Source organism: Aliikangiella aequoris (genome assembly GCF_053709105.1).
The window spans coordinates 1,050,785-1,075,411 of record NZ_CM132298.1 but is presented as its reverse complement, the minus strand read 5'-3'; the positions used below and the strand labels follow the sequence as shown (position 1 = coordinate 1,075,411).

Here is a 24,627-nt window from a genome sequence, read left to right as displayed (position 1 = left end):
AAATACTGAGTTAGCATTAAAATGACTAAAAAGCGCTACTTGTTTTATATATCACAAAATTATTCATTTGAAATTTTGCGACCTATCCAGCAAGAAATTATCGCCAATGGAGACGAGTGCGCCTGGTTTGTCGAAGGCGGTCAAGTTAATTTAAGTAATTTTAACGCTCATGAACAGCGTTTACCCAACATTCAAGCAGTTCAAGAGTTTAACCCAATTGCTGTATTTGTTCCGGGTAATATTGTGCCTAACTTTATTCCAGGTTTAAAGGTTCAGGTTTTTCATGGGCTTGAATGGAAAAAGAAAGGCCACTTTAGAATTAGAGGCTTCTTTGACCTGTATTGCACTCAAGGCGAAATTACCACGACCCGGTTTAAACAGTTAGCTGAAAATCATCAAAATTTTCATGTCATTGAAACAGGCTGGAGTAAACTTGATCCATTATTTACCACGCCCGCTTACCCATTAACTACAGACAAGCCAGTCATTTTATACGCACCAACATTTTCGCCTAATCTAACTTCGGCATTGGAGTTATTAGCGCCTATAAAACAAATGGCAGCCACAGGTAAACACCACTGGCTCATTAAGTTTCATCCTAAAATGAATCCAGACTGGATCGCAGAGTATCGTGCAATCGAGAGTGATAACCTCGAAATTGTCGATATAGACAGCTGCTTACCTTTACTGCAACGGGCGGATATTTTAGTCTCAGATACTTCCTCAATGGTAGGTGAGTTTTTACTTTTAGATAAACCCGCCGTTACTTTTAACAATGCGAGCCCTGGCGATTATTTGATCAATATAACCGAGCCTTTAGAGCTGAGCGATGCTATTCAACAAGCATTAACACCCAGCACTTTGTTGAGTCAAAAGATAGCCGAAAATAATCACCAATTGCACCCTTACAATGACGGCCAATCGAGTGCCCGAATTTTACAGGCAGTCGATTATATATTGACGCAAGCAACGCCACTTAAAAAAACCAAACCGCTTAATTTATTGCGTAGCTTTAAACTGCGTAAGAAGCTTAACTATTGGAAAATTTAGTCAGTGAATATTTTAATCATTCCCGACGTTGGTCGCTCATTTAACAGTGTTCGCCCCGAAGCAGAAATTTATATTGGCCTTGCCAACGCTGGCCATAAAGTGACCATTATGACAGATCTTAATGGTGCTTATGCCGAGCGCTATGCTCAGCACAACATTGATTTAGTCGAGCTTAAAATGGATAAAAAGCTTTCGCTCAGCGCAATCAATAAAATACGCAAACTAATCAAAAGCAAAAAAATTGATATTGTCTATGCGTCAAAGTCACGCACTATTCCTAACGCAGCTTTCGGTTGCATTGGCACGACAGCAAAAATGGTGGCTTATCGCGGCACTACTGGCGGGTTATATAAAAGTGACCTCACCAATTATCTTTCCATTCTTCATCCCCGAGTCAACGGGATTATTGGTGTGTCTAATGCTGTTACTGCTCACGTAAAGTCAAGCGTAAGAAAGAAAATCCACCCTTTTGTTAAAACTATTTATAAAGGGCACGATTTAAGCTGGTATTCACAACCACCGAGCGACTTGTCGGCACTGGCAACTAAAAGCGCTCAACTCACTCAGCCAGATGCGTTTAATGTTTTGTGTATTGGCAGCAAGCGGCTTCACAAAGGAATGCAATATATGATAGAGGCTGCTGCCAAATTAACTCACCTTCCCAAGCTTAATATTTTGCTGGTTGGCGACCATTTTGATTGTGAACCTTTCCTTACTCAAATCCAGCAGACCGGTATGGCAGAAAGAATCATCATGCCCGGCTTTCGTAATGACGTACCACAACTAGCCGGAGCTTGCGATTTATTAGTTTTACCTTCATTACGAGAGGGCTTGCCTCGCGCAGTTTTAGAATCTCTCGCCTACGCAACCCCAGTAATTGCATCTGCCAACCCAGGTACGATGGAAGTAATTAAAGACGGCGTGAATGGATTAATTGTTCCACTAAAAAACAGCCAGGCTATTGCCGATAAAATCACTCAACTCTACCAAGACAAAGCGCTATATAGTCAATTGAAAAGCCAAACCCAAGCGACTATCAAAAACCAATTTTCGCATCAAAAAACTGTGCTTGAATATGAGAAATATTTTACTGAGCTTTTACAGCAAAAATAACAGAAGAGTAGATTTTTTAAGGTAAAGGAAATTCGGCTAACACGGCATTAAATGTCGATTCAACTTGCGCTACGCTGATAAGCTTCATTAAATTCTCGCCTTTAACTCGCTTACCCCAAGGAAGGGCTTGCCAGTTTTTATTAAACTGCTGCTTAACTAAACTGTCATAAACAGAAACAGTGAATCGAGAATATAAATAAGGCCCGGTACGCCGCGGATTGCTGTGCGCATACAGCCCAATCACTGGCGTATTAACTGTAACAGCCATATGCGCAGGCCCAGTATCTGGGGCTAACACTAAATGAGCGTTTTTGATAACCACTAACAGCTGCTTTAATGTTGTTTTACCCACTAAATTAATGCAGTCTGATTGCACCTTTTGAATGATATCAGCCGCTAACTTTTTTTCCATATTCGTAGGTCCACCGCAAATAACGACTTGCATACCTCTATCTCGCGCCATTTGAGCAATTGCGGCATAAGATTCGGGCAGCCAATTGCGTTGCGCTTTACTGGCGGCAGGTGCAATCACAAAATAAGGCGAAGTAAGGCTGACTTGTTGCTTAAACCATTCAAGAGTAGACTTTTCGATTGGCATATTCCAGCTAAGTTGGTATTGGGCATCAACGCCTACTGCTTGCGCAAAAGCTAAAAAGCCCTCGGCAACGTGAGCCGATTTTTGTGGCATCACTTGGCGATTAGTAAAAAGCCATTGCCCCTCTTTGGCACGAGCAGAATCAAACCCCCACTTCTCTTTAGCTCGAATACATAGGGTTGCTAAACTGGCTCGCAGAGCAACTTGCATATGCAGTAAAATATCAAACTCTCGCCCTTGTAGACGCTTAGCTAAATCCAAATACCCGCGCAAGCCGGCTTTTTTATCAAAAACAATAAACTCTACGCCACTTAAGCCATTTACTAGCATTAACTCGACTTTGCCAATAATCCAAGTTATTTTAACTTGCGGCCAGCGCTTTTGAATCGCCTGCACGCTAGCAACCGCGTGACAAACATCACCTATCGCCGACAACCTTAAAATGCAAATAGACTTGGGTTGATCAATTTTTGTTTGGGGTAATTTTTTTGACATTAAGTTCACTTCACTACAATTCGACTGCTATTCTAATGTAAAATAAAACTTGTCTCTATTAAATTTAGGAAAACACGTTGTCGATTATTGTGAAAACCTCAGCAACGCATCAACTCTTACTTACGGATATCAACCCGGATTTAAACCAAGTTGCCAAGCCAGAATGGTTTCAAATAGATTATTGGCGTCAAATAAACGCGGTAAAAGGTCAGTCAAAAGGTCGTAACACGACCTGGTTTGTTGGGCACGCAGACGAAACTTGGGTGTTAAGGCACTATTATCGCGGTGGTATGGTCGCAAAACTCTCGAATGATAAATTTATTTATTTTGGTCAAACTAACAGCCGCGTTTATCAAGAGCTACAATTATTAGAAACCATGTATTTGAGCGGTTTGCCAGTACCTAAACCAGTCGCCGGTTTAATTACTCGCCATGGCATTAGTTATCAAGCCGACTTATTAATGCTACAAATTGCAGACGCTCAAGATCTGGTTGCCATTTTAACCCAGCAAGCAATGGCCGAAGCCCAATGGCGAAATATTGGAGTAATGTTGGCTCAATTTCACCAAAACGGCATTTATCACTCCGATCTAAACGCCCACAACATACTGATGGACCAACAAAATAAAGCTTGGCTAATCGATTTTGACAAGTGTCAGCGCAGACCGGTTGCACGCCAATGGCAAGCGGCTAATTTAGCCCGCCTTAAACGTTCTTTTATGAAAGAGAGCCAACTTTATGACTCTTTTTATTTTGATGAACAAGCATGGCACTGGCTAGTGCAAGCTTATCAAACGCATTAATTTAACCGTTCAAACTCGCGTATTAATTTGCGCAGAATAACCCGCTTAGGGTTTATTTAATTGTGACTGACAAGCTGCAACAGTTTTATCAATACAACCCTGGTTTGCCTGCATAAATTGCAACGCACGACGCTGAGTTAATGTGTTAGAAGCTTGCTTTTGAAGCGCAAGTTTTACTTGATTGGCGAGGTCGCTACTGTCACTGACGACCTGCAGCAATTCGGCCGCTAACAGCTTATCGGCGATGTCAGAAAAATTATAAATACTTGGCCCCATTAATACCGCATTTCCGCAAACGATTGCCTCTAGAGGATTATGCCCACCTCTGTCAATTAAGCTACCACCCACAAAGACACTTTGGGCAACACCACAAAACAACAGCACTTCTCCCATAGTATCGCCGACTAACACTTGTGAATTATTAAGTTGCGATACGACTTGCTCACGACTCAAACTTTGCATTTGTGAACGTCGTAAAAAACACATTTCTTTTTGTTCACAAAAATTGGCAAGCTCATCAAATTTTTCTGGGTGGCGAGGAATAGCGATTAATATCAAATTTGGCTGTTCTAACAATAATTCGCGGTGCGCAGCTAACACTTGAGCAAACTCACCTGGATGAATGCTCGCTGCCACCCACACTGGCCGAGTGGCAAAAAAATCTTTGTGCAATTGCTGCTGTTGCATTAGCACTTCATCGCTCAGCGTTAAATCAAACTTAATGTTGCCGCAAAGCTGAACCTTATGCGGCGCAACGCCCAACCCAAGATAGTTATTTTTATCTGACTCAAACTGCGCAGCAACTAAACTAATACACTCAAAAATTTGTGAGGTCAGTTTTTTATACTTAGCATATTTTGCAAAGGACTTATTTGAAAGGCGCGCATTAGCTAACAACACAGGTACGTTTTGTTTGCGACACTGATTTAACCAGTTTGGCCACAATTCAGTTTCCATAATTATGACGAGCTTTGGCGAAACCCGCCGTATAAAACGCTGACAACTTCCAATCCAATCAATAGGAAAATAACTGTGAGTAACGCTGCCGCCAAACGCTTTGGCAACTTCTTGCTTTCCCGTTGGAGTCGTCGTTGTCACCACAATTTGATAGTCGCTAAATCGGCTTTGCAAAGCGCTAATTAGCGGAATTGCGGCACGGGTTTCGCCTACGGATGCGCAATGAATTAATAAAACAGGCTTAGAAGTCGGCGATGCTGATTTTAGAGAACTTAATTTAGGCGCAAACCCAAGACGTTGCCAAAAGCCATGACGATACTCAGGCGCTTTAACTGCACGCCAAGCAAAATACCCTAAAATTACAGGGCTAACTAAATACAACAAACATGAATAAACAAATCGATTCAAATTAAGACCAAATCACTGGATGAGTTGGTTAGCATTCTACAACAACTTCAGTTTTGATTGAATTAGCGATAAAGCAACTCGCATGAGCTAGCTGATGAATTGTCGCTATTTGGGCCTTACTAGGCACCTTATCACCAGCAAAAGTTACTTGCGGGCGCAGCTTAACCACTGTCATAGCCATCTTCCCATCGTCATTCGGCGCGAGCTCACCAACCGCCGCGTCTCTATAATGACTAACTTCTAGCTTTTTCTTGGCGCAAATAGATAAAAAAAACAACATGTGGCAGCTAGAAATTGAAGCGATAAAGGCTTCCTCTGGATCAACGTTTTCTGCAACCGAGTAAGGCAAAGGAACAATATGCGGCGACGCAGATGCTTGAATACTTGCACCACCATCAAAACGCCATTGGTGGGCTCTAGAATATTCGCCTTGAATAAACCCAGCTTGCGAGTTGTGCCACTCAACCACCGCAGAATGCTGTGCCATATCAGTTCCTTATACTTAATATTTCACCAAGTAGAATTAAACAAGGCGCTCAAATGCGCCTTGTCTATTATTAAATTTAGCTATCTGAACTAGCCGTCGACTCCGAAGGGGTAGGTTTTTTGCCTTTAAAATCAGTCTCATACCACCCGGTTCCAGTAAGCCGGAAACCCGCAGCAGAAACAAGCTTTGATAATGATGGCTCATTGCACTCAGGGCAATCTTTAAGCGGATCATCACTCATTTTCTGTAACTTTTCCATTCGATGGTCACAAGCATTACATTTATATTCATATATTGGCATGATTTTTTAACCCGATTAAAAACTAAACAAATTATGAGCGACAATATAAGGACTTTTACAAAAATTTAAAGCGTTATTTAGAAATTTGTTGGTTTTTTTTATTATAAAGTTAGTTTTTACATATAAGTAGCCTCGCATGGCTGCTAAAATAGCGTCGCAAAAGCCACTGAGCAACTGCTTTAGGCCTTGAAAAATAGCGCAAAGTCAGCGAAATATAGCAATTTTTCGTTTCTAACAAGACAAAAGAGAATAATTGAATGAGAACCACCCAGTATTTATTAGCGACTCTTCGAGAAGAGCCTAGCGACGCCGAGTTAATCAGCCATAAACTGATGCTCCGTGCCGGCCTTATCCGTAAACAAGCGTCAGGACTTTACACTTGGCTTCCGACCGGACTGAAGGTATTGCGCAAAGTAGAGCAAATAGTCCGTGAAGAAATGGACGCGATAGGCGCAGCTGAGCTATTAATGCCAATGGTGCAATCAGCTGAACTATGGGAAGAGTCTGGCCGTTGGGGTGATTTTGGACCAGAGCTACTGCGCATAAAAGATCGCCACGACAGAGACTTTTGTTTAGGGCCTACTCACGAAGAAGTTATTACCGCCATGATCCGCGACGAAATTCGCAGTTACAAACAGTGCCCTGCCGTGTTTTATCAAATACAAAGTAAGTTTAGAGACGAAGTTAGACCCAGATTTGGGGTGATGCGTGCACGAGAATTCTTAATGAAAGACGCATACTCGTTTCACACCAGTGAAGCCTCTTTAGCCGAAACCTATGAAATGATGTACGAGGCCTACAGTAAAATTTTTAAACGCCTAGGACTCGAGTTTCGTGCCGTTATTGCCGACACTGGCTCTATCGGCGGTAGCACTTCTCACGAGTTTCACGTACTCGCAGATTCTGGGGAAGATGCCATCGCCTTTAGCAGTGACAGCGATTATGCTGCTAATGTAGAAAAAGCAGAGTCACTCGCGCCGGTTAGCCCGGCTCAAACAGGAGACGCTAGCTTGCAAGAGATAGCTACTCCAAACTGCAAAACGATAGCTCAAGTCGCTGAATTTTTAGAGCAACCACCTCAACAAATTATTAAAACCTTAATTGTTAAGGGCGCTACTGAAGAACACCCTTTAGTCGCTATTTGTTTACGTGGTGATCACAGCTTAAATGAATTAAAAGTTGAAAAACATGCATTGGTATTGTCACCATTAACGCTGGCGGACGAAACGACAATACAAAATCAAGTCGGCTGTAACCCTGGCTATGTAGGGCCAGTAAAGCTAGCAATGCCAGTTATTGCAGACCGAGACGCAGCAATATTAACCGACTTTATTTGTGGTGCTAACCAAAACGAGCAGCATTTAAGTGGCGTAAACTGGAACCGAGACGCACAAATTCACGAAGTATTTGATTGTCGTAATATTGTTGAGGGCGACTCTAGCCCCGATGGCAAAGGTAAACTTACCATTAAGCGAGGCATAGAAGTTGGGCATATTTTTCAGCTAGGTACAAAGTATAGCGAAGCAATGAAAGCAAATGTACTAGGTGAAAACGGCAAGTCTGTAACGCTTACTATGGGCTGTTACGGAATTGGCGTTTCAAGAATTGTAGCCGCAGCAATCGAGCAAAACCATGATGAATACGGGATAGTTTGGCCGGAAAATATCGCGCCGTTTCAGGTTGCAATTGTCCCCATGAACATGAAGCGATCTCACCGAGTTGCTGAGCACGCCGAAAAATTATATGCGCAGCTTAAAGATGCCGGTATTGAAGTAATTTTAGATGATAGAAAAGAGCGTCCTGGCGTCATGTTTGCCGACATAGAACTGATAGGGGTGCCTCACCGAATCGTCATTAGTGAGCGTGGCATTGATGCCGGTCAGTTTGAATATAAACACCGCAAAGAAAATGACAAAGTTGATGTTAATATTGATGACGTATTCACTTTTATTCAGAAAAAAATAGCCTAAAATTAAAGTGGTGAGGTTAGCCTCACCACTTTGAGGCTTGATTAACTGAGAAATGATGAAACTTCACTACCTGCAACAACTGGTGCGACACTTATCTGTACGACATTTATTTGTACGACACTTATTTGTACGACACAAATCACGCGGCAGCAAACTATTGCCGCTGTGCTGTTTTAGCATGCTTTATTTAAGCCTATTGAATTGTTCATTCGTATCCGCGGCGACTCAAGAAAAACCCAGCGGAGAATTTCGTCAGAAATTAGCCTTAGCAATAAAAAACGCACCCGACTCTTTTAAAGACAAGTTTGATGCTGAAGTTTGGTTAGTTGAGCAGTCCGCTCGACTCGCAAAAGCAGCTCCGCATATTCCAGAAGATGAAAGATTAAAAATTTTGCGTTTAGTCCATCAAGAAGCGACCTACTTTAACTTAAACCCCATGATGGTATTAGCTTTAATTCAAGTAGAAAGTGCTTTTGACCAATACGCCATTTCAAGAGCTGGCGCTAGGGGGTTAATGCAAGTTATGCCATTCTGGAAAGCAGAGCTAGGCACCGAACAAGATAGCCTTTTTGATATTCATACTAACCTACGTTATGGCTGCGCCATTCTAAGCCTATATTTGGAAAAAGAAAACAACAACGCAACTCAAGCATTAGCGCGCTATAATGGTAGTAGAGGAAAAGTTTGGTATCCAATGCGCGTGTATAAAGCAATGCGCAAAACTTGGCGTCCTTAAACTCACCAGGTTAATCCTCCTCGCTAAAAACGAATATAACAGGCAGTATAGTTTTTGGAAAAACAAATCGATGGATGAATTTTGTTATAACTCAACCCAAAAAATTGGTTTAGTCTTAACTGGCGGAGGTGCTCGCGCAGCATATCAAGTTGGGGCGCTTAAAGCCATTGCCGACCTGGTCTATCGACAAGAATGTGGCAATCCTTTTCCTATAATTACCGGCACTTCAGCCGGCGCTATAAACGCCACCGCAATTGCAGCGGGCTCACTTGACCCAACCAAAGCGGTCGATGATTTGTATAATGTTTGGAAAAACTTTTCAGTAGAGCAAGTTTTTCGGGCAGATTTTTCTGGGCTGATGAAAAATACTGGTCGCTGGGTAAGATCAATTTTTTCCAACCAATACCATAAAAATAATCAGCTCGGGTTACTTGATAATACCCCTTTAAAAGAACTTCTTTCACGGGTCATACAATTTCAAGATATTCAAAATGCAATACAACAAGGGCAGCTCAGCGCACTCTCAGTGACAGCTTCTGGTTACTCTACTGGTCAGTCTATTAGTTTTTTCCAAGGCGAAGATACACTTAAAAGTTGGCGTCGCTACCGTCGCTGCGGTACTCGTACAACAATTAACCTTGACCACTTACTCGCGTCATCTGCGATTCCGTTATTATTTCCTGCAATAAAAATTAATCGGGAATTCTTTGGTGATGGCTCAGTACGGTTTCTAGCGCCTCTCAGTCCAGCGATCCACTTAGGCGCCGACAAAATTTTAGTTTTAGGTGTCGATCCGGTTCGCACCCCTAATAACAATCGGCCCACCAATGTTCACTATCCGTCAGTCGCCGATATTGCCGGTCATGTGCTAGATAGTGTATTTATTGATAGTTTGGACAGTGACATAGAGCGCATTTCACGCGTTAACAAAACCATTAAGTTAATTCCAGAAGCGGTAAGAAATTTACAAAGTAATTTACGTCCAATCGAAACGCTTACAATTTCACCCAGCATGGACTTAAGTCTTTTAGCTAACAAACATTTTCACCGCCTCCCACGCATGCTACGCTTTTTCTTTAAACGTATAGGGATTGGCTCAGGCGAAGGCTCTACCGTATTAAGCTATTTACTTTTTGATCAAGCTTATACCACCGAGCTTTTAGAGTTAGGTTACGCCGACACTATGAAACAACGCGCAGAAGTTGAATCTTTCTTTGGTCAATTATCCAGCGAAAGCGCTCCCAGTCTATCACAATAATTTTAAGTCCCATCTCAGTTAGCGAGAGCTAATTGAACTTTATGACAGCTTATAACTTTTAGTTGTCATAATTCCAATTAATGTAATAAAACTGTCATTTTAGTTCAGCAAAATAGCGTTGGTTAGCGTCTCACTCACTTTAGTGTTTCGCTGCTATTTTGATGACGAAGCGATGACTACTAATTATTTTAATTCTCGCCTAATTAAACAATCACAAGTATGACAGCAAGGCTTACCTTAAGAGAACTTATGATAAAGACTATAATCAATTCTATTCGCAGTAGCCTATTTAAATTTATTTTTAGTTTGCTATTAGTCAGTTTAAATTTTGGATCAACTATAGCAAGCTCAGCAGACCAAAAAATTAAAGCTGAAACTTTAAAGCTAGTTGGTTCAAATACTATTGGTGAGTCTTTCGCCCCGCTTCTTGCCGAGTCATTTTTAAAAAATAAAGGCGCTATTTTGGTAAGAACCGAAACCCTCGAAAACCCAGTTGAAAAGAATATTAGCGGCTTCATTCAACAAACAAATACCCAAATCAACATACAGATTAGAGCGCATGGTTCAACTACTGGATTTAACGTGCTGCTAGCTAATCAAACTGATATTGCAATGAGTTCGCGCCCAGTAAAAACAACAGAAGTTGAAGCCCTTAAAAAGGCGAATCAAAACTTAACTGAAGAACCAATAGCGCTCGACGCGCTAGCAATTATTACTCACCCAGACAACCCGATCAGCCAATTGACGATAACACAAATAGGTGAAATATTTTCAGGAAATATTAGCAACTGGAAGCAGCTAGGTGGTCCAGACATGCCTATAACTATTTATGCAAGAGACAATAACTCTGGAACATGGGACACCTTTAAAAATATCGTGTTAAAACCTTTTAATTTAAACCTTAATACCGCAGCAAAGCGCTTTGAGTCGAGCCAGCAGTTAGTTTCAATGCTATCCCAAGACAACTCAGCCATCGGTTTTGTCGGTGTAAGCTATATCGCCCAGGCAAAAGTTATTGCCGTAGCAGCGACTCAGCAGTCGCAAGCAAGTACCCCCTCTGTATTCACCATTGGAACCCAAGCCTACCCGCTTTCGAGAAAGCTATTTTTATATGCAAACGAAGAAACGAAAAGTCAGTTAGCCAAAGAGTTTTTATCATTTTGTAGTACTCATAAAGGCCAACAACAAGCGCCGCTAGTTGATCTTATTTCCTATTATCCTACCTATAGTCGACCGCAAGCACTGACTAAAGCAACACCATTGCGCTACCGAAATCTAGCCTCATTAGCTACGCGGTTAACGGTCAGCTTTGCTGCGCATACTCATGCGTTAGACCCTACAAAGGAAGCCAGAGATATAGAGCGGCTCAGTAATTTTTCGCAACAATCACCAGGCAGAAAGTTTGTGTTAGTTGCCACGCAGCCTTCTTCTCGCCTTAAGTCACTTAAAGAGCAATTAACCAATGCAAAAATAGGAATTCTAGATACCTTACAATTCGACCTAGCCGACTTGCAAAAACAACATATTGAAGTATGGGTATTATGATCTGTTTTGAACAAATGATAAGTTTCGGACACCTCATTTTAAGCCATGATAAGTTTCGGACACCTCATTTTAAGCCATGATAAATTTCGGACACCTCATTTTAAGCCATTATCCTACACCACTTAAGGCTAATCTCTCAGTTCAAATTAAGAAATTGTAAATTGGAACTCATTTCAATTTAGGCTAATGTAATGCCAATTGAGTTTATTCAAGGATCGAACATGCCGACCCCAAGAAGAGATATTGTCGACAGTGAAACGCCTGGTTTCTATCACTGTATTTCACGCTGTGTTCGTCGCGCTTACCTATGTGGCCAAGATCCCTTTACCGGAAATAATTGCGATCACCGCAAAGCTTGGCTTGAGCACAGAATGCTAACCCTTTCTCAAGTTTTCTCGGTTGAATTGTATGCCTACGCAATTATGGACAATCATTATCACTTAGTACTTTCTATCGATCCCAAAGCTCCATTAAATTGGACTGACGAACAAATTGCAGAAAAATGGCTGTTAGCCTTTCCTAGCAAGCTTGATAAACCTGAATATAAAGCGAAACGAGAACTGAAGAAGCGGGCCATTATGAATGATCCAGCTCTGCTCGAAAGCTATCGGAAACGTTTGGGAAAACTATCTTGGTTTATGGCGTGCTTAAATGGCCCACTGGCTAAAAGAAGTAACGCCGAAGACTACTTAAAAGGCCGCTTTTGGGAATCGAGATATCAATCAGTCGCACTACTTGATATCTCCGCGGTGCTTGCTTGTATGGCGTATGTAGACTTAAATCCAATTCGAGCCGGCATTGTTGAAGAGCTACAAAACTCGCTACATACTTCAATTAAAAAGCGCATTGAGCAATTACGCGGCGAGCCCATGCTACTAAAAGAAAATTTAAAACCAATTGCTCAAGCTATGCAAATACGTGCCATACAAATAAAGCTCAAAGATTATATCGAACTAGTTGAATGGACGGGAAAATCCATAGTGCATCCCGGCAAAGCTCAAATGCCTGCACAGGTTCAAAGCATTATTGCCAACTTAAATCTTCAACCCGACCAGTGGCTTTACCAGTACAGTAAGCTAGGCAAACATAGCGGAATAGCTATTGGGCCTTTATATAAACTAAAAAATAAAGCCAAACAACTGAATAAATGCTGGATAAAGGGAGCAAGTATTTCAAACTTGCTTTACTGTTGACACCTAATAGATTACGAGCGCTTGGAATTGCCGCCTGGTCAACTTTCTGCTGCTTTCAATTTCTACTTTGAAATATTTTCCAATACTAAAATGCCATTTATTGCTTTAATAACATCTAATATCCCCTCTCTTCGCCATCGTTGAAAAATAACAAATTAATTTAAGTGAAAATATCGAGTTCAAGCACTAATTGAGGTGTCCGATTTGTTATCCGATTATTAAAATCAGATATGTAACGCTTGCTTAAAATGACAACTGAAAATCAATTCCAATTTCGCTGCTATTTAGCAAATAGTCTTTCGCTAAAAAGACCCCAGGCACTGCCACAAGCTGATCATTATAAAAAATAAGCGGAAGTTTAGCGCGTAGCTCTTTGGGAATATTTTTTTCTTGAAAAATTATTTTAAGTGAGGCGGCTTTATTACGATAATCAGGCAGAATTTTTTCACCGCCTTCGCGCGTTTTCACCTCAACGACTTCGCCATCAGATGGCTTGCGTAGCCCTCCAGTTCGAGCACATGTCGCAACAAGTAAACCATTAGATAAACTTAAAGGTTGTTGCAGATCGCTCCACTTAGTCGCGGCAAATTTTTCCGCCAAATTGAACGCGCGATTAAACTGTAATACTCCATTACAAGTTACTAAATCACTGTCTCTAAGAGTTAGCCGGACCGAGCGAGAGCTACTCGCGCTGATTTGTCTTAACAGCTCTTCTATTTGCACACTCGAAGGCGCCAAACTCTGATTAATCTGATAATAATAATAATAAATAAGATTCTTTTGCCGTGGTGTAGAAAGCGTTTTTAACTTATCTAGGTTTAACCCCAAATAGCCTAAGGTAGCTGCCCGAGTGTCGAGAATAATTTCCGGTAAAGCCACCTGGCATTCAACCAAATCTTGCTTAGCTATGTCCTCTAATAATTCTCGCTGCTCGCTGGCAACTTGAGTGAAACGCGCAATAGTTTGTGCTACTTGGGGCCAATGTTGTTTGATTAATGGTAAAACTTGATTGCGGATAAAATTACGTTGGTAAATGCTAGACTTATTGCTTGGGTCGTCAACCCAGCTAACTTTCTGGAGCCTAGCGTATTCCTCAATTTGTGCTCGCGTGAACTCGAGCAATGGCCTTACGAGTTTTCCCTTAGCTAAACTTCTCACTTTGGGAATTCCCACCGCGCCACGTAATCCTGTTCCTCTAAACAACCTATAAAGTAGCGTCTCAGCTTGATCATCTAAATGATGTGCGAGAAAAATCACGTCGTTAGTTTTAAGTTGTGAGGAAAAGAAGGCGTAGCGCGCCTTTCTCGCCACTTCTTCTAAATTACTAAGTTTGCTTTTGCCCTTTTCTTGTTTAGAGAGTAACTTCAATTGAGTAGTCTCCAGCTCAATTGCATTTTCTTCGCAAAACTGCTCACAGACCTGCTGCCACTCGTCGGCTTGAGAGTGCAGTCCATGATTAACATGCAGTGCGCCTATTTTTATCTCTCTCGTAGGCTGCCCCTTTGCCAACATAGTCCTAACTTTAAGCAATGCGGTTAATAACACCATCGAGTCAACTCCACCACTTAACCCAACCCAATAGGTACCCGCAGAGTCATACTCTCGAATGCTCGTAATTAACTGAGTTTCAATGGAATGCTTAGGCATAGTCTTAGAATAATGGGGAGTGAACAATTGGTTAGCTAAGAGCATAGCACACAATCAAAAACGCCTGCGTAATGCAGGCGTTAATTGCAAGCTTAGTCGACGATAGACTTCCAGTCTTCTTGAACACCAAATGACATTAAGCGTTCAAAACGAGTATCAAGTAGCTCTTCTTCTTTAAGCGTGGTTAATGCGCTTAAGTCCTTTTCAATTTGAGCTTTTAAGTTAGCAGCCATCGCCGGATGATCGCGATGCGCGCCGCCTTCAGGCTCGGGAATAATCGAATTAATTAAGTCTAATTGCTTTAATCGTTCAGCAGTAATTCCCATAGCGTGAGCAGCGTCAGACGCTTTCTCTGCGCTTTTCCATAAAATAGAAGCACAACCTTCAGGTGAAATTACAGAATAAGTACTGTATTGCAACATATTAACGCGATCGCCAACACCAATTGCCAATGCGCCACCAGAACCACCTTCGCCAATAACCGTACAAATCGTTGGCACTTTTAAACGTGACATTACTTTTAAGTTGCGAGCTATGGCCTCTGACTGACCGCGCTCTTCTGCGCCAACACCTGGGTAGGCTCCCGGAGTATCAATAAAAGTGATAATAGGCCAGTTAAACTTTTCAGCCATTTGCATTAAGCGTAAGGCTTTCCGATAACCTTCCGGACGCGGCATACCAAAGTTACGTGCGACCTTTTCTTTGGTGTCTCGCCCTTTCTGGTGCCCTATAATCATTACCGGTTTGCCATTTAAGCGTGCTGGACCACCAATAATCGCATGATCGTTAGCAAACGCTCGGTCACCGGCAAGCTCGTTATAATCAGTAAAGATTAAGTTAATATAGTCTTTGGTATAAGGACGTAGTGGATGGCGCGCAATTTGCGCTATTTGCCAAGCATCTAGATTAGAAAAAATCTGTTGAGTCAGTTCCTTACTTTTCTTTTTAAGTCGATCGATCTCTTCACTGATATTGATTTCACTATCATTACCAACCAGTCTAAGCTCTTCAATTTGAGCTTCCATTTCTGCAATAGGTCTTTCAAATTCTAAAAAGTTCATTATGAGACTACTCTGTTTTTAATCTATCTATAAGTTCTATACGACAGCTGGCAATTAGGACTAGCATCTGGCATACAAAATCGTTTACTAGGCAAATTCGCTAAATTTAAGCACTTAGCACTAAAAAGCAGCAATTTACACTGATTAAGCGCTATTTTCCAATGACCTAGCGTCAGAAAATAATAAAGGGCGCATTTTAACTGCTTTATGCTTGAGATAAAACAAGTTATTCAGCTGATTAGACCATTTGATTATATTAGCCATATCGAGCCAGAATGAAACCGATAAATACTGCTTAGTTCACAATCTTAAATTAAAAAACACGCTAAAATCCAATAACTTGCGAAATTCTATCTCAAATGAATAGAGTCTCGTCTATAGTTTGATTAAGTCACTTATAAATGCGTTGTCAATGTCTAGAGAGTTAAGAAATTTATTAAAGCAAAACCGCAATCTCGAAGAAAAGCTCTTTTATGAGCCTCGAGAAGACGATTGGCGTGAGGCTCAAATTAACTCTAAAGAGTTAAGTGAAGGTCTTTCTTATCTTGCCAAAAGGATTCTTAATAACCAAGACACCGAACTCAGCATTTTAAAAATGATTAACGAAGTCGATAAACTCAAAGGTCGCCCGCTTCCTGCCTTTGAAAAAAACGCGCTTCAAGTAGTAGAAATCGCCTTTAACTATTTAAGAGCTAACGCCAAACGCGAAAAGAAGTTTTACCATGTTCTTAACAGCCTACAACTCGCATTCACCCGTCTTTCCCTAAACGATCTAAGCTTTTTAGATAACCCTAAACACGTTGCAGTAAAGTTTTTAAACAAATTAACCGCTTTTGGGACTCAATATGACAATAATGCCGGTAAACTGGCGCAATTTTTTATTCAAGCAGTAGAATTGTTAGTCGATAGGCTGGCGAATCGAGAACAAGTAACCGGCAAAACTTTTGCAATGGCAGATAAAATGCTGAGTGAGTATATTTTTGGCTTTAACGACAAGATCAACACAAATGTTGTCAATGTGCTGGCCGAAGCGGATCGTCAGAACAGAGAAATAGAAGCAGAAGCCTTTACCGAAAAGCTGATAAAAAGTAAGACTCAAGGAGAGGAAATTCCGATTTTCTTGTTAGACTTTTTTGAAAATCAAATGTCACCATTTTTATACCAAACCATTAAACAGCATGGGGTAAAGAGCAAGCAAACCCAACAGCTGCTAACCGATATGGATAGCTTAGCGTGGAGCGTTACTGCCTCGTTCGGTGACCCTGATTACGCGGCCCGTTATGCTGCCGATGTCACCCCAGCCATGAAACGAATTTATAATGAACTTAACGACATTGGCGCTGTAAATGACTATATCACCGATTTTTTCCGAGAAATTGAAGATATGCACGCGCGCAAACTTCGTGGCGAACGAGTTGAGTTCGACGTTATGATTTCTGCCGATATATTTGCCGACGAAGACTATGAAAAAGACGAGGTTGTGTACTGGAACGAAGACTCTGGTAAAGCATTTTTTGATATCGACAGTTTACATGAAAATAGCTGGTACTTTTTAGATAAAGAAAGTGAACAGGTTCGCTGCAAGTTGCTAAATAAAAACCCTCTCACCCAGCAGCTTATTTTTACCAATTTGTCGGGCGAACTAGTTTGCACTATTCGCTATGACGATACAGACTATTTAGCAAATCACTTAACCCCTATTCAAAGTGAAAATAAAATAGAATTTAAACATGCAATTAAGGCGCTAATCGTTGAGTTACAGTCACGCCTAGAAATTTTAAAAAGTGAATACGAAAACTTTTTGAACAAGCGAGCCAAAGATAAAAAGCAGCAAATAGAACAAGAGGAAAAAGCTCGAATAGCAGTACAACAACAACTTGCAGAAGAAAAGCGGTTACTACAAATTAAGCAAGCAGAAGAAGCAAAACGTAAGTTAGAACAAGCCGCAGAAGCGCGGCGTTTAGAAGAAATGGATGCTAAGCAACGTTTTATTATTAAAGGTAACTATCGAAAATTAAAGCCCGGTGCGCAGGTGGCATATAAAACCGAGTCTGGAAAATGGACCGAAGCCAGCTTAATGTTGATTTCAAAAACGACTCAACGTCATATTTTCACCGACAGCAAAGGAAACAAAGTCGCAGAGCCAGATAAAGACGAAGTATTTCAGCTATTTAAAACTGAACGGTTAAAAATACTTAAAGAAGCGACTTCTGCCCAAGACCCACTTACTTCGTTGGTTAAACAACGTAGAGAAAAATTATCTGGAAGTTAATTATTTCAAATCAAAACTGCCTATAGCTTAGTCGGTGGACAAAGCTTGAATTCACAGTATCTGCTGCACTAGCCTATGCTGCTAAGTATCGATTAACTAATCGCTCATCTAATTTAAAATGAATAAAAAACTAAAGTTGCTATTTATGCTAGCCGATAAAGTATTAATCAATGGATGAGTGATCTCGAGAATAGCAATGCAACTAAAAATATCAATGCAGCAATTTCAGCTTCTGGTAAAGCGGCTAACACAAGTAATGAGTGGCTTTGCACTATTAACTGCAACTAACTTAGTGCAAGCTGACACAATTGAATTTCAGCAAGCCGCACAATTTACCCATTTAAAATGGCCAAACCAACTTAATTCTCCAGTTACGGTGACACTTAGTCCACTGCTTAACCATTCGGGTATTCCAATTGAAAAAAGGGACGAGCGCGCCGAATACTACTATTACGGCAAGCTACCTGCTGAAGTTCAACATATTTATCAAGACGTTTTTAACGCCAGTCATTATTTTAAGCGCGTTAAAGGCGATGCTGACTACCATATTCAAGTGAGCATAGATGAATATATTTTGCCGTTTAACTACGCACCTGATGACGAATGGTGGAATAAACTACATGATCAAGCAGATCGCTGGTTACAAGACCCCGCCACCAGCCAAGTTACCCTAACTTTGAAGCTTAGCAGTGGTAAAAAACCTATAAAACCTTGGATGCAAAGCGTGACTATGGCGCTGTCGCCTTGTGATCTTAACCGCTATCCTCAGCCAGCTAGCAGCGCATACAATCAAGATAAAACTCGGCAAAAATATTTAAGTACCACTCCGGGTCAAACATTTTTAGCCGCAGCAAATTATTTAGTATTAAAAGCCAAACAGCGCATTGAGCAAGAGCCTATACTGGCAACAGTAGTACAAAAATATCAGCAGGAAATACATTTAAGTAGCGAAAACTTAGCCTTTAAAGTTGGGCAAAAATTACCGGTATTTATTCAGCAAGAAAACCAAAAACGTGCCCAGTTTAGTTTAGGAGAGCTGCAGGTTTTTAAAACCCATGGCGATTATGCCATTGCCTACCCCATCAATTTACGCGCTGATCACTTAAAAAGCGGCGACTGGGTTCAGCTTGGCTACGGCAAACCAGCGCCTATGCCAGCGACAAACTTTGTCTCATTAAAGCGCTGCGCTCAAGTTTCGAATGCAGTTGCTAGCGTAAACTAACTCAATATAAAGAACTGTCCTAAAATAAAAAAACCGCAGCAAGTGCGGTTTTTTTAACACATTGGCTAAAAGTAGCAATTAGTTTAACGGGCAGCCTTGCTCATTATAGTCAACTAAATTTTCAATAATTGCGCCGTAGTTGTTACTATCATAGCTCATTTGAAAAGCATTGATTACACCACTTGAGTCCATATCATAAGCAACACCAGTAGACATCGCGTTTAAGTAAGCTGCTGCTGCATGGCGAGCCGCCGTATTGACTTTGCCACCATTAGCACCTAGCGCTTGCAGAAGAGTCGGATCGGTAATTTCCCCTTGTTTCTTTATCCGAATAGTAATCACTCGATCGAAAACTTCGGAGAATAACGTTGTTTCAGAAATCGGCCACGAATCTAAATGATGAGGCTGTTTCCAATAGCCAGGAGTACAACCTTTACCTCCAACAACGAGGGTTTCGCATTTTACCCATGCATTATCAGATGCATAACGGGGGGTGTCTGAAATCATTGAATAACCTTCGGCGAAAGCAATATTTTCAACATTACCTTCATAGCCTTGGCAGTAGTCAGGCACTTGTGTGGTAAAAACGCTCGGCGTGAAATCATTTTCATCACCCGAAAGATCAGCTACAAGCTGTTCAACATTTAACTGAGGATCGCTAATCACAATGTTATACATGCCGCCCCAAGACTCTGGGCATTTAAATGCAGAAAAGCGAAAGTGCGCAGTCCCACTAACCGGCACAGCTTCCGCGTCGGTATTAGCGTCAAACCAGTTAATTCCGTCACTACTCACCTCTTTCTTTAAACATAACTGAGTGGTCGCGCTGCTAAGGCCAGAAAATGCGGCGGTAGCAACAAGTAACAATGCACAAATAAAACGAGGTAATTGAGAATATTTCATAAAAAAGTCCCTATTTTTTTAATTGAATTTGGTAGGAATATTACGCCATAAAGCAATTGGCAAACCCATCTCCAATCGCGATTATACAACAATATTTAGCGCGCTGTTATTGTAATTTTATGTAAAAATAGCCAAGCTAATTACTTTCTTAACTCAGCTTTAATGTTGCTGCTTTTCACCACCACAAACGGGACAGTTTGGCTTAGGTTTGAACTGAATACTACGCCATTGCATGGCAAATCCATCAAATATTTGGAGCCGTCCTACAAGCAGTTCACCGCTCGCACAGATTGACTTAATTGCTTCCATCGCCTGGATAGAGCCAATAACACCGACAAGTGGCGCAACAACGCCATTTTGTAGGCAGCTTTCATCAGTGCTTATATCGGATTCATACAAACATTCATAACAGGGCGTGCCTTGGGCATAAGTATAGGTGGACACTTGCCCCTCCCAGCGTATGGCAGCGCCAGAAACAAGCGTAGTGTTATGTTGATAGCACACCCGGTTAAGCAGGAATCGGGTCGCGAAATTATCACAGCAATCTAGCACTAAGTTGACCTTGGCTACTTGTTCCTCTAATTCTGCTGGAGATAATCTCTGGTTAATGCCATTGACCACACACTGAGGCGCAATTTGCGCTATAGTTCGCTTAGCCGAGGTCACTTTATCTAATCCCACCGCATTGGTTTGGTGCACAATTTGGCGTTGTAGGTTTGATTGCTCTACTTGATCATCGTCTACCAAAGTGATTTGACCTACGCCAGCAGCGGCTAAATAGAGGCAAACAGGTGAGCCTAATCCACCAGCCCCAATGACTAATACATGCGCATCGAGTAGTTTCTGCTGACCTTCAATATCAATTTGCGGCAATAAAATTTGACGACTGTAATGTAGCAATTGTTGATCATTCATTGGCTTTGCCCTCAGCTTAGCTTAAGTCAAACCTTGCTAAACTCACTCTATCTAAGCCAGCTAAATCTTGGCGAGTTTCTATGTTTGAATAATTGAAACGACTCATTAATTCTCGCACCGCTTCGCCCTGATTATAACCATGCTCCAAGGCAATAAAGCCTCCATCTACCAGAAATTTCGGCGCCTGCTGTAATATAACCTGAATGTCGGCTAGCCCTTGTTTATCTGCGATTAAAGCAGAGTTAGGCTCAAACACTAAATCGCCTTGAGTCAGGTGAGGATCCTTTGGATCTATATATGGGGGGTTAGAAACAATCAGCTGAAACTTTGAGCCAGCTGAATGCTCATTGACTTGAGTAAACCAATCACTTTGAAAAAATTGCACATTGCTAAGTTGGTTTAGTTTTTGGTTTTCCTGAGCGAGAGCAACTGCAGCGGAATTAACATCACAAGCAAAAAGCCTATCACTGCTGCGCTCAGAAGCAAGTGCTAATGCAATAGCCCCCGTTCCCGTGCCCAAATCTAACACGTTAGCTTGCTGATAAGAAGCGAGTAACGCTAACCCGATTTCAACCAAAAGTTCGGTGTCGCTACGCGGAATTAATGTAGAGGGATTGGTTTTTAAAGTTAAATTCCAAAAATCACGGTGGCCAATAATATAGGCAATTGGCTCTCCTTGCACACGCCGATTTAACATCATTTTAAACTGACTAACTTGCGCTGGCGACAACGAATAATCAGGCCAAGTTTTTAACCAGGTAAAGGAGCGCTGCAATGCTTCAGCCAACAGATACTCAGCGTCGGTTCGACTGTCTTGTTGCTCCAAATCAGTTGCCTTAGGCAAAATTTGGAGTGCATAGTCAAGCGCTTCAGATACCGTCATGTTAGCTGCTTCCATTGCTCTTCTCTAGCTAGAGTTAACCCATCGTTCGCAAAAATTAGCTTAATCGTTATCGGATAAACTGGCTAATTGATCCGCTTGATGCTCATTAACTAAAGGCTCAACAACTTGCGCAAGGTCGCCTTGCATCACTTCATCTAACTTGTATAGAGTTAGGTTTATGCGGTGGTCAGTCATGCGCCCTTGAGGAAAATTGTAAGTTCTAATGCGCTCACTTCTGTCGCCACTACCGACTAAGCTTTTACGCGCTTCCGCTTGCTCACTATGCGCCGCATCAGTTTGCGCGGCTAGCAAGCGAGATTTTAAAACACTTAATGCTTGGGCTTTATTTTTGTGTTGCGAGCGACCATCTTGACACTCCACCACTGTTCCCGTTGGTAAATGAGTTACTCGAATTGCAGAGTCAGTTTTATTAACATGCTGCCCCCCTGCACCAGACGCTCTAAAAGTATCAATGCGCAAATCTGCTGGGTTTATTTCAATCTCATCAAGTTCGTCAGCTTCGGGCATAACCGCCACCGTACAAGCAGAAGTATGAATTCGACCTTGTGATTCTGTCTCTGGCACTCGTTGGACTCTGTGCGCGCCCGACTCAAACTTTAATTTAGAATAAACATTCTCACCAGAAATTTTACAAATAATTTCTTTATAACCGCCCTGTTCACTGGGGCTTTCGCTCATGACTTCTATTTGCCAACGATTCTTTTCAGCAAAACGGCTATACATACGGAATAAATCGCCAACAAAAATTGCCGCTTCATCTCCGCCGGTTCCAGCCCTTACTTCTAAAAAGATATTTTTATCGTCGTTTGGATCTTTAGGTAACAAGAGTTTTTGTAACTCAAGCTCAACTGGCTCTACCAATTTTTTGTTTTCTTTATAATCCTCTTCAGCCATTTCTCGCATGTCAGGATCACTATCTTTTAACATTTCTTCTGCAGATTTTAGATCTTCTAAAATTTGCTGATATTGATTAAACGTATTCACCACTTCTTCTAACTGAGAATACTCTTTAGACAACTCTCTAAACTTATTTTGATCAGATATTGTTTCGGGATCACCAAGCAAGTGACCGACTTCTTCGTGACGCTCAGCTAAAGCTTCTAGCTTTTTTAATATTGAGTCTTTCATAAGTTACCTTGTTAATCTCTTATAATAGTTAAGTCAGTGAGCAACTAAAGCTCTATCTGCTTATTTAGTCTTCATTCTTTTGTTTTAAGTCAAATGCCTCAGACAAAACTTTTAGCACTTGGGTTTGCCCTGTTTGGCCTGCTTCGCGGATTAATTTGCTGGGCGAATGCATAAACTTTTTAGTTAGCCGGTTTGCAAATTCCAATAGCAACTGTTCGGCATCATCTTGCTGATTAAGCTTACCCAAAGCCCTTTTAAGCTCTTCCGCTTTAATTGCTTCAATACTCGATCGAAACGCCTTTAATACAGAAATGGTAGACAAAGATTGAATCCATTCCAAATACTTTCGACCATGCAGTTGAATAATATCCTGCGCTTCAAGCGCGGCTTCTTCGCGAACTTTTAAATTTTCTTTAATCACGTCTTGCATATCGTCTACCGTATACAAGTACACATCGCTAAGCTCTCCCACTTGCGACTCTATATCGCGTGGTACGGCAAGGTCCACCATAAATACTGGCCTATGTTTGCGCTTTTTTATTGCTTGTTCCATTAAGCCTTTACCGATAACAGGCACTGGGCTTGCAGTACTACTAATAATAATATCGGCTTCGGCCACTAGTTCGGGAATCGCACTTAAACCGTAAGCTTTAGCATTAAACTCTTGCGCGAGATTTTGTGCTCTTTCTACGGTACGATTAGCAACACTCATTTGGGTTACCCCTTGGCGCGACAAATGCCGAGCAGCTAACTCAATGGTTTCACCTGCGCCAATAAACAAAGCTTTTATCGGCGCAAAGTCTGCAAATATACGTTTCGCAAGAGTGACCGCCGCGTAGGCAACTGAAACCGCACTCTCTCCAATTTGGGTATCTGTTCTTACTTGCTTTGCCAATGAAAATGTTTGCTCAAACAAGCGGTTTAAATAAACGCCATTGGTTTGCGCTAGCTTGGCATAACCATAAGCTTCTTTTACTTGCCCTAATATTTGCGGCTCACCTAACACCATTGAATCTAAGCCACAAGCCACACTCATGATATGGTTAATCGCGTCTTCATTGGCATGGGTATAACAACATTGCTCTATTTGTTGGGGGCTTAAATGGTGATATTCCGCTAGCCAAGTAATTAATTGCTGATCTAACTTGGAATAGTTTATTTTGTTAGAATCAGCGGCCTGCGGCGACTTTGAACTCTCCGTGCTTGGCTGCAAACGGCATAATATTTCCATGCGGTTACAAGTAGAAACTATCGCCACTTCATCTAAGTTTAAATCTGATTTAATCTTTTTTAGAGACTGAGTAATTGAATCTGGCGCGAAAGCAACTTTCTCTCGAATTTCGACAGGCGCAGTTTTGTGGTTAATTCCAAATAAAAAAACAGGCATGAGGCAGTCGCTACAAATTATTGGCGTTATCAACAGTCATTCGCAACTTGAATGAACCTAAATGATAGAAATTAAGTATTAAAGTGTTACAAACTAACTGCATAGCGAATTAAGTGGCCTATTGAGTTTCCAGAAGGTTTTTAAACCTTACTAACTTATTGAATATAATAGCTTTATAATGACTAAACCATTGCTAACTGCTAACCGATTAAAGCCTTATCGTGGCAAATCAAATGCAACTAATTGGCAAAATATACGTCTTAACCCCAACAATTCG

Annotated in this window: 21 protein-coding genes; 10 read left to right on the top strand and 11 right to left on the bottom strand. The window is 41.3% G+C overall.

Annotated features, from left to right (window positions below; all coding sequences use genetic code 11):
• The first annotated feature begins 21 nt into the window (after positions 1 to 21).
• Positions 22 to 1,050 carry a CDP-glycerol glycerophosphotransferase family protein gene (locus ACUR5C_RS04740; RefSeq protein ID WP_454467213.1) on the top strand — a complete coding sequence of 343 codons (1,029 nt, stop codon included), beginning with the start codon at positions 22 to 24 and terminating at the stop codon, positions 1,048 to 1,050.
• A gap of 3 nt (positions 1,051 to 1,053) precedes the next feature.
• Positions 1,054 to 2,163 carry a glycosyltransferase family 4 protein gene (locus ACUR5C_RS04735; RefSeq protein ID WP_454467212.1) on the top strand — a complete coding sequence of 370 codons (1,110 nt, stop codon included), beginning with the start codon at positions 1,054 to 1,056 and terminating at the stop codon, positions 2,161 to 2,163.
• 16 nt (positions 2,164 to 2,179) lie between these two features.
• On the opposite strand, the gene ACUR5C_RS04730 is transcribed toward ACUR5C_RS04735, so the two are convergent.
• Positions 2,180 to 3,253 (bottom strand): glycosyltransferase family 9 protein, encoded by a 1,074-nt coding sequence (locus ACUR5C_RS04730; RefSeq protein WP_454467211.1) that lies wholly within the window; start codon positions 3,251 to 3,253, stop codon positions 2,180 to 2,182.
• 77 nt (positions 3,254 to 3,330) lie between these two features.
• Between ACUR5C_RS04730 and ACUR5C_RS04725 the strand changes: the two genes are divergently transcribed.
• The gene (locus ACUR5C_RS04725; RefSeq protein WP_454467210.1) at positions 3,331 to 4,056 is read left to right on the top strand and encodes a 3-deoxy-D-manno-octulosonic acid kinase; all 726 of its coding nucleotides are present in this window, start codon (positions 3,331 to 3,333) and stop codon (positions 4,054 to 4,056) included.
• A gap of 45 nt (positions 4,057 to 4,101) precedes the next feature.
• On the opposite strand, the gene waaA is transcribed toward ACUR5C_RS04725, so the two are convergent.
• From waaA to ACUR5C_RS04710, 3 genes are all read right to left on the bottom strand, one after another.
• Entirely contained in the window at positions 4,102 to 5,421 is a 1,320-nt protein-coding gene (gene waaA, locus ACUR5C_RS04720; RefSeq protein ID WP_454467209.1) for a lipid IV(A) 3-deoxy-D-manno-octulosonic acid transferase, read from the bottom strand.
• 28 nt (positions 5,422 to 5,449) lie between these two features.
• Complete coding sequence (locus tag ACUR5C_RS04715) at positions 5,450 to 5,908, bottom strand: OsmC family protein (protein ID WP_454467208.1); 459 nt, start codon at positions 5,906 to 5,908, stop codon at positions 5,450 to 5,452.
• A 76-nt stretch (positions 5,909 to 5,984) separates the two neighbouring features.
• Positions 5,985 to 6,209 carry an FmdB family zinc ribbon protein gene (locus tag ACUR5C_RS04710; protein WP_454467207.1) on the bottom strand — a complete coding sequence of 75 codons (225 nt, stop codon included), beginning with the start codon at positions 6,207 to 6,209 and terminating at the stop codon, positions 5,985 to 5,987.
• Between the two features lie 257 nt (positions 6,210 to 6,466).
• Between ACUR5C_RS04710 and ACUR5C_RS04705 the strand changes: the two genes are divergently transcribed.
• The 5 genes from ACUR5C_RS04705 (at position 6,467) to ACUR5C_RS04685 (ending at position 12,911) form a co-directional block, all read left to right on the top strand.
• Positions 6,467 to 8,179 carry a proline--tRNA ligase gene (locus tag ACUR5C_RS04705; protein ID WP_454467206.1) on the top strand — a complete coding sequence of 571 codons (1,713 nt, stop codon included), beginning with the start codon at positions 6,467 to 6,469 and terminating at the stop codon, positions 8,177 to 8,179.
• Positions 8,180 to 8,231: 52 nt separating this feature from the next.
• Positions 8,232 to 8,915, top strand: coding sequence for a transglycosylase SLT domain-containing protein (locus tag ACUR5C_RS04700; RefSeq protein ID WP_454467205.1), 684 nt, complete (start codon positions 8,232 to 8,234; stop codon positions 8,913 to 8,915).
• A gap of 70 nt (positions 8,916 to 8,985) precedes the next feature.
• Positions 8,986 to 10,173 (top strand): patatin-like phospholipase family protein, encoded by a 1,188-nt coding sequence (locus ACUR5C_RS04695; protein WP_454467204.1) that lies wholly within the window; start codon positions 8,986 to 8,988, stop codon positions 10,171 to 10,173.
• A 249-nt stretch (positions 10,174 to 10,422) separates the two neighbouring features.
• Positions 10,423 to 11,718 carry a PstS family phosphate ABC transporter substrate-binding protein gene (locus ACUR5C_RS04690; protein WP_454467203.1) on the top strand — a complete coding sequence of 432 codons (1,296 nt, stop codon included), beginning with the start codon at positions 10,423 to 10,425 and terminating at the stop codon, positions 11,716 to 11,718.
• Positions 11,719 to 11,909: 191 nt separating this feature from the next.
• Positions 11,910 to 12,911: a transposase gene (locus ACUR5C_RS04685; RefSeq protein WP_454467202.1), complete on the top strand. Its 1,002-nt coding sequence runs from the start codon at positions 11,910 to 11,912 to the stop codon at positions 12,909 to 12,911.
• 243 nt (positions 12,912 to 13,154) lie between these two features.
• Here the strand turns inward: ACUR5C_RS04685 and tilS are convergent, their stop codons facing one another.
• Both tilS and accA read right to left on the bottom strand, forming a co-directional pair.
• Positions 13,155 to 14,603: a tRNA lysidine(34) synthetase TilS gene (tilS, locus tag ACUR5C_RS04680; protein ID WP_454467865.1), complete on the bottom strand. Its 1,449-nt coding sequence runs from the start codon at positions 14,601 to 14,603 to the stop codon at positions 13,155 to 13,157.
• 47 nt (positions 14,604 to 14,650) lie between these two features.
• Positions 14,651 to 15,619 (bottom strand): acetyl-CoA carboxylase carboxyl transferase subunit alpha, encoded by a 969-nt coding sequence (gene accA / locus ACUR5C_RS04675; RefSeq protein WP_454467201.1) that lies wholly within the window; start codon positions 15,617 to 15,619, stop codon positions 14,651 to 14,653.
• Positions 15,620 to 16,031: 412 nt separating this feature from the next.
• Here accA and ACUR5C_RS04670 point away from each other — a divergent pair, with 412 nt between their 5' ends.
• Positions 16,032 to 17,891 (top strand): DUF1631 family protein, encoded by a 1,860-nt coding sequence (locus ACUR5C_RS04670; protein ID WP_454467200.1) that lies wholly within the window; start codon positions 16,032 to 16,034, stop codon positions 17,889 to 17,891.
• Between the two features lie 196 nt (positions 17,892 to 18,087).
• Positions 18,088 to 19,113: a hypothetical protein gene (locus ACUR5C_RS04665; RefSeq protein ID WP_454467199.1), complete on the top strand. Its 1,026-nt coding sequence runs from the start codon at positions 18,088 to 18,090 to the stop codon at positions 19,111 to 19,113.
• Between the two features lie 78 nt (positions 19,114 to 19,191).
• Here the strand turns inward: ACUR5C_RS04665 and ACUR5C_RS04660 are convergent, their stop codons facing one another.
• From ACUR5C_RS04660 to hemA, 5 genes are all read right to left on the bottom strand, one after another.
• Positions 19,192 to 20,016, bottom strand: coding sequence for a hypothetical protein (locus ACUR5C_RS04660; RefSeq protein WP_454467198.1), 825 nt, complete (start codon positions 20,014 to 20,016; stop codon positions 19,192 to 19,194).
• 159 nt (positions 20,017 to 20,175) lie between these two features.
• Positions 20,176 to 20,931, bottom strand: a complete 756-nt coding sequence (locus ACUR5C_RS04655; protein ID WP_454467197.1) for a HesA/MoeB/ThiF family protein — start codon at positions 20,929 to 20,931, stop codon at positions 20,176 to 20,178.
• A 16-nt stretch (positions 20,932 to 20,947) separates the two neighbouring features.
• Positions 20,948 to 21,829, bottom strand: a complete 882-nt coding sequence (prmC, locus tag ACUR5C_RS04650) for a peptide chain release factor N(5)-glutamine methyltransferase (RefSeq protein WP_454467196.1) — start codon at positions 21,827 to 21,829, stop codon at positions 20,948 to 20,950.
• Positions 21,830 to 21,874: 45 nt separating this feature from the next.
• A complete protein-coding gene (prfA, locus tag ACUR5C_RS04645) occupies positions 21,875 to 22,963 on the bottom strand; it encodes a peptide chain release factor 1 (RefSeq protein WP_454467195.1) in 1,089 nt (362 codons plus the stop codon).
• Positions 22,964 to 23,027: 64 nt separating this feature from the next.
• Entirely contained in the window at positions 23,028 to 24,350 is a 1,323-nt protein-coding gene (gene hemA, locus ACUR5C_RS04640) for a glutamyl-tRNA reductase (RefSeq protein WP_454467194.1), read from the bottom strand.
• Positions 24,351 to 24,627 lie beyond the last annotated feature (277 nt).

Bases quoted from the DNA above. Each gene is read 5' to 3' on its own strand.
- ACUR5C_RS04740 (WP_454467213.1), top strand. From the start codon at position 22: ATGACTAAAAAGCGCTACTTGTTTTATATATCACAAAATTATTCATTT.
- ACUR5C_RS04730 (WP_454467211.1), bottom strand. From the start codon at position 3,253: ATGTCAAAAAAATTACCCCAAACAAAAATTGATCAACCCAAGTCTATT.
- ACUR5C_RS04715 (WP_454467208.1), bottom strand. From the start codon at position 5,908: ATGGCACAGCATTCTGCGGTGGTTGAGTGGCACAACTCGCAAGCTGGG.
- ACUR5C_RS04710 (WP_454467207.1), bottom strand. From the start codon at position 6,209: ATGCCAATATATGAATATAAATGTAATGCTTGTGACCATCGAATGGAA.
- ACUR5C_RS04705 (WP_454467206.1), top strand. From the start codon at position 6,467: ATGAGAACCACCCAGTATTTATTAGCGACTCTTCGAGAAGAGCCTAGC.
- ACUR5C_RS04700 (WP_454467205.1), top strand. From the start codon at position 8,232: ATGATGAAACTTCACTACCTGCAACAACTGGTGCGACACTTATCTGTA.
- ACUR5C_RS04695 (WP_454467204.1), top strand. From the start codon at position 8,986: ATGGATGAATTTTGTTATAACTCAACCCAAAAAATTGGTTTAGTCTTA.
- ACUR5C_RS04690 (WP_454467203.1), top strand. From the start codon at position 10,423: ATGATAAAGACTATAATCAATTCTATTCGCAGTAGCCTATTTAAATTT.
- ACUR5C_RS04685 (WP_454467202.1), top strand. From the start codon at position 11,910: ATGCCAATTGAGTTTATTCAAGGATCGAACATGCCGACCCCAAGAAGA.
- tilS (WP_454467865.1), bottom strand. From the start codon at position 14,603: ATGCTCTTAGCTAACCAATTGTTCACTCCCCATTATTCTAAGACTATG.
- accA (WP_454467201.1), bottom strand. From the start codon at position 15,619: ATGAACTTTTTAGAATTTGAAAGACCTATTGCAGAAATGGAAGCTCAA.
- ACUR5C_RS04670 (WP_454467200.1), top strand. From the start codon at position 16,032: ATGTCTAGAGAGTTAAGAAATTTATTAAAGCAAAACCGCAATCTCGAA.
- ACUR5C_RS04665 (WP_454467199.1), top strand. From the start codon at position 18,088: ATGCAACTAAAAATATCAATGCAGCAATTTCAGCTTCTGGTAAAGCGG.
- ACUR5C_RS04660 (WP_454467198.1), bottom strand. From the start codon at position 20,016: ATGAAATATTCTCAATTACCTCGTTTTATTTGTGCATTGTTACTTGTT.
- ACUR5C_RS04655 (WP_454467197.1), bottom strand. From the start codon at position 20,931: ATGAATGATCAACAATTGCTACATTACAGTCGTCAAATTTTATTGCCG.
- prmC (WP_454467196.1), bottom strand. From the start codon at position 21,829: ATGGAAGCAGCTAACATGACGGTATCTGAAGCGCTTGACTATGCACTC.
- prfA (WP_454467195.1), bottom strand. From the start codon at position 22,963: ATGAAAGACTCAATATTAAAAAAGCTAGAAGCTTTAGCTGAGCGTCAC.
- hemA (WP_454467194.1), bottom strand. From the start codon at position 24,350: ATGCCTGTTTTTTTATTTGGAATTAACCACAAAACTGCGCCTGTCGAA.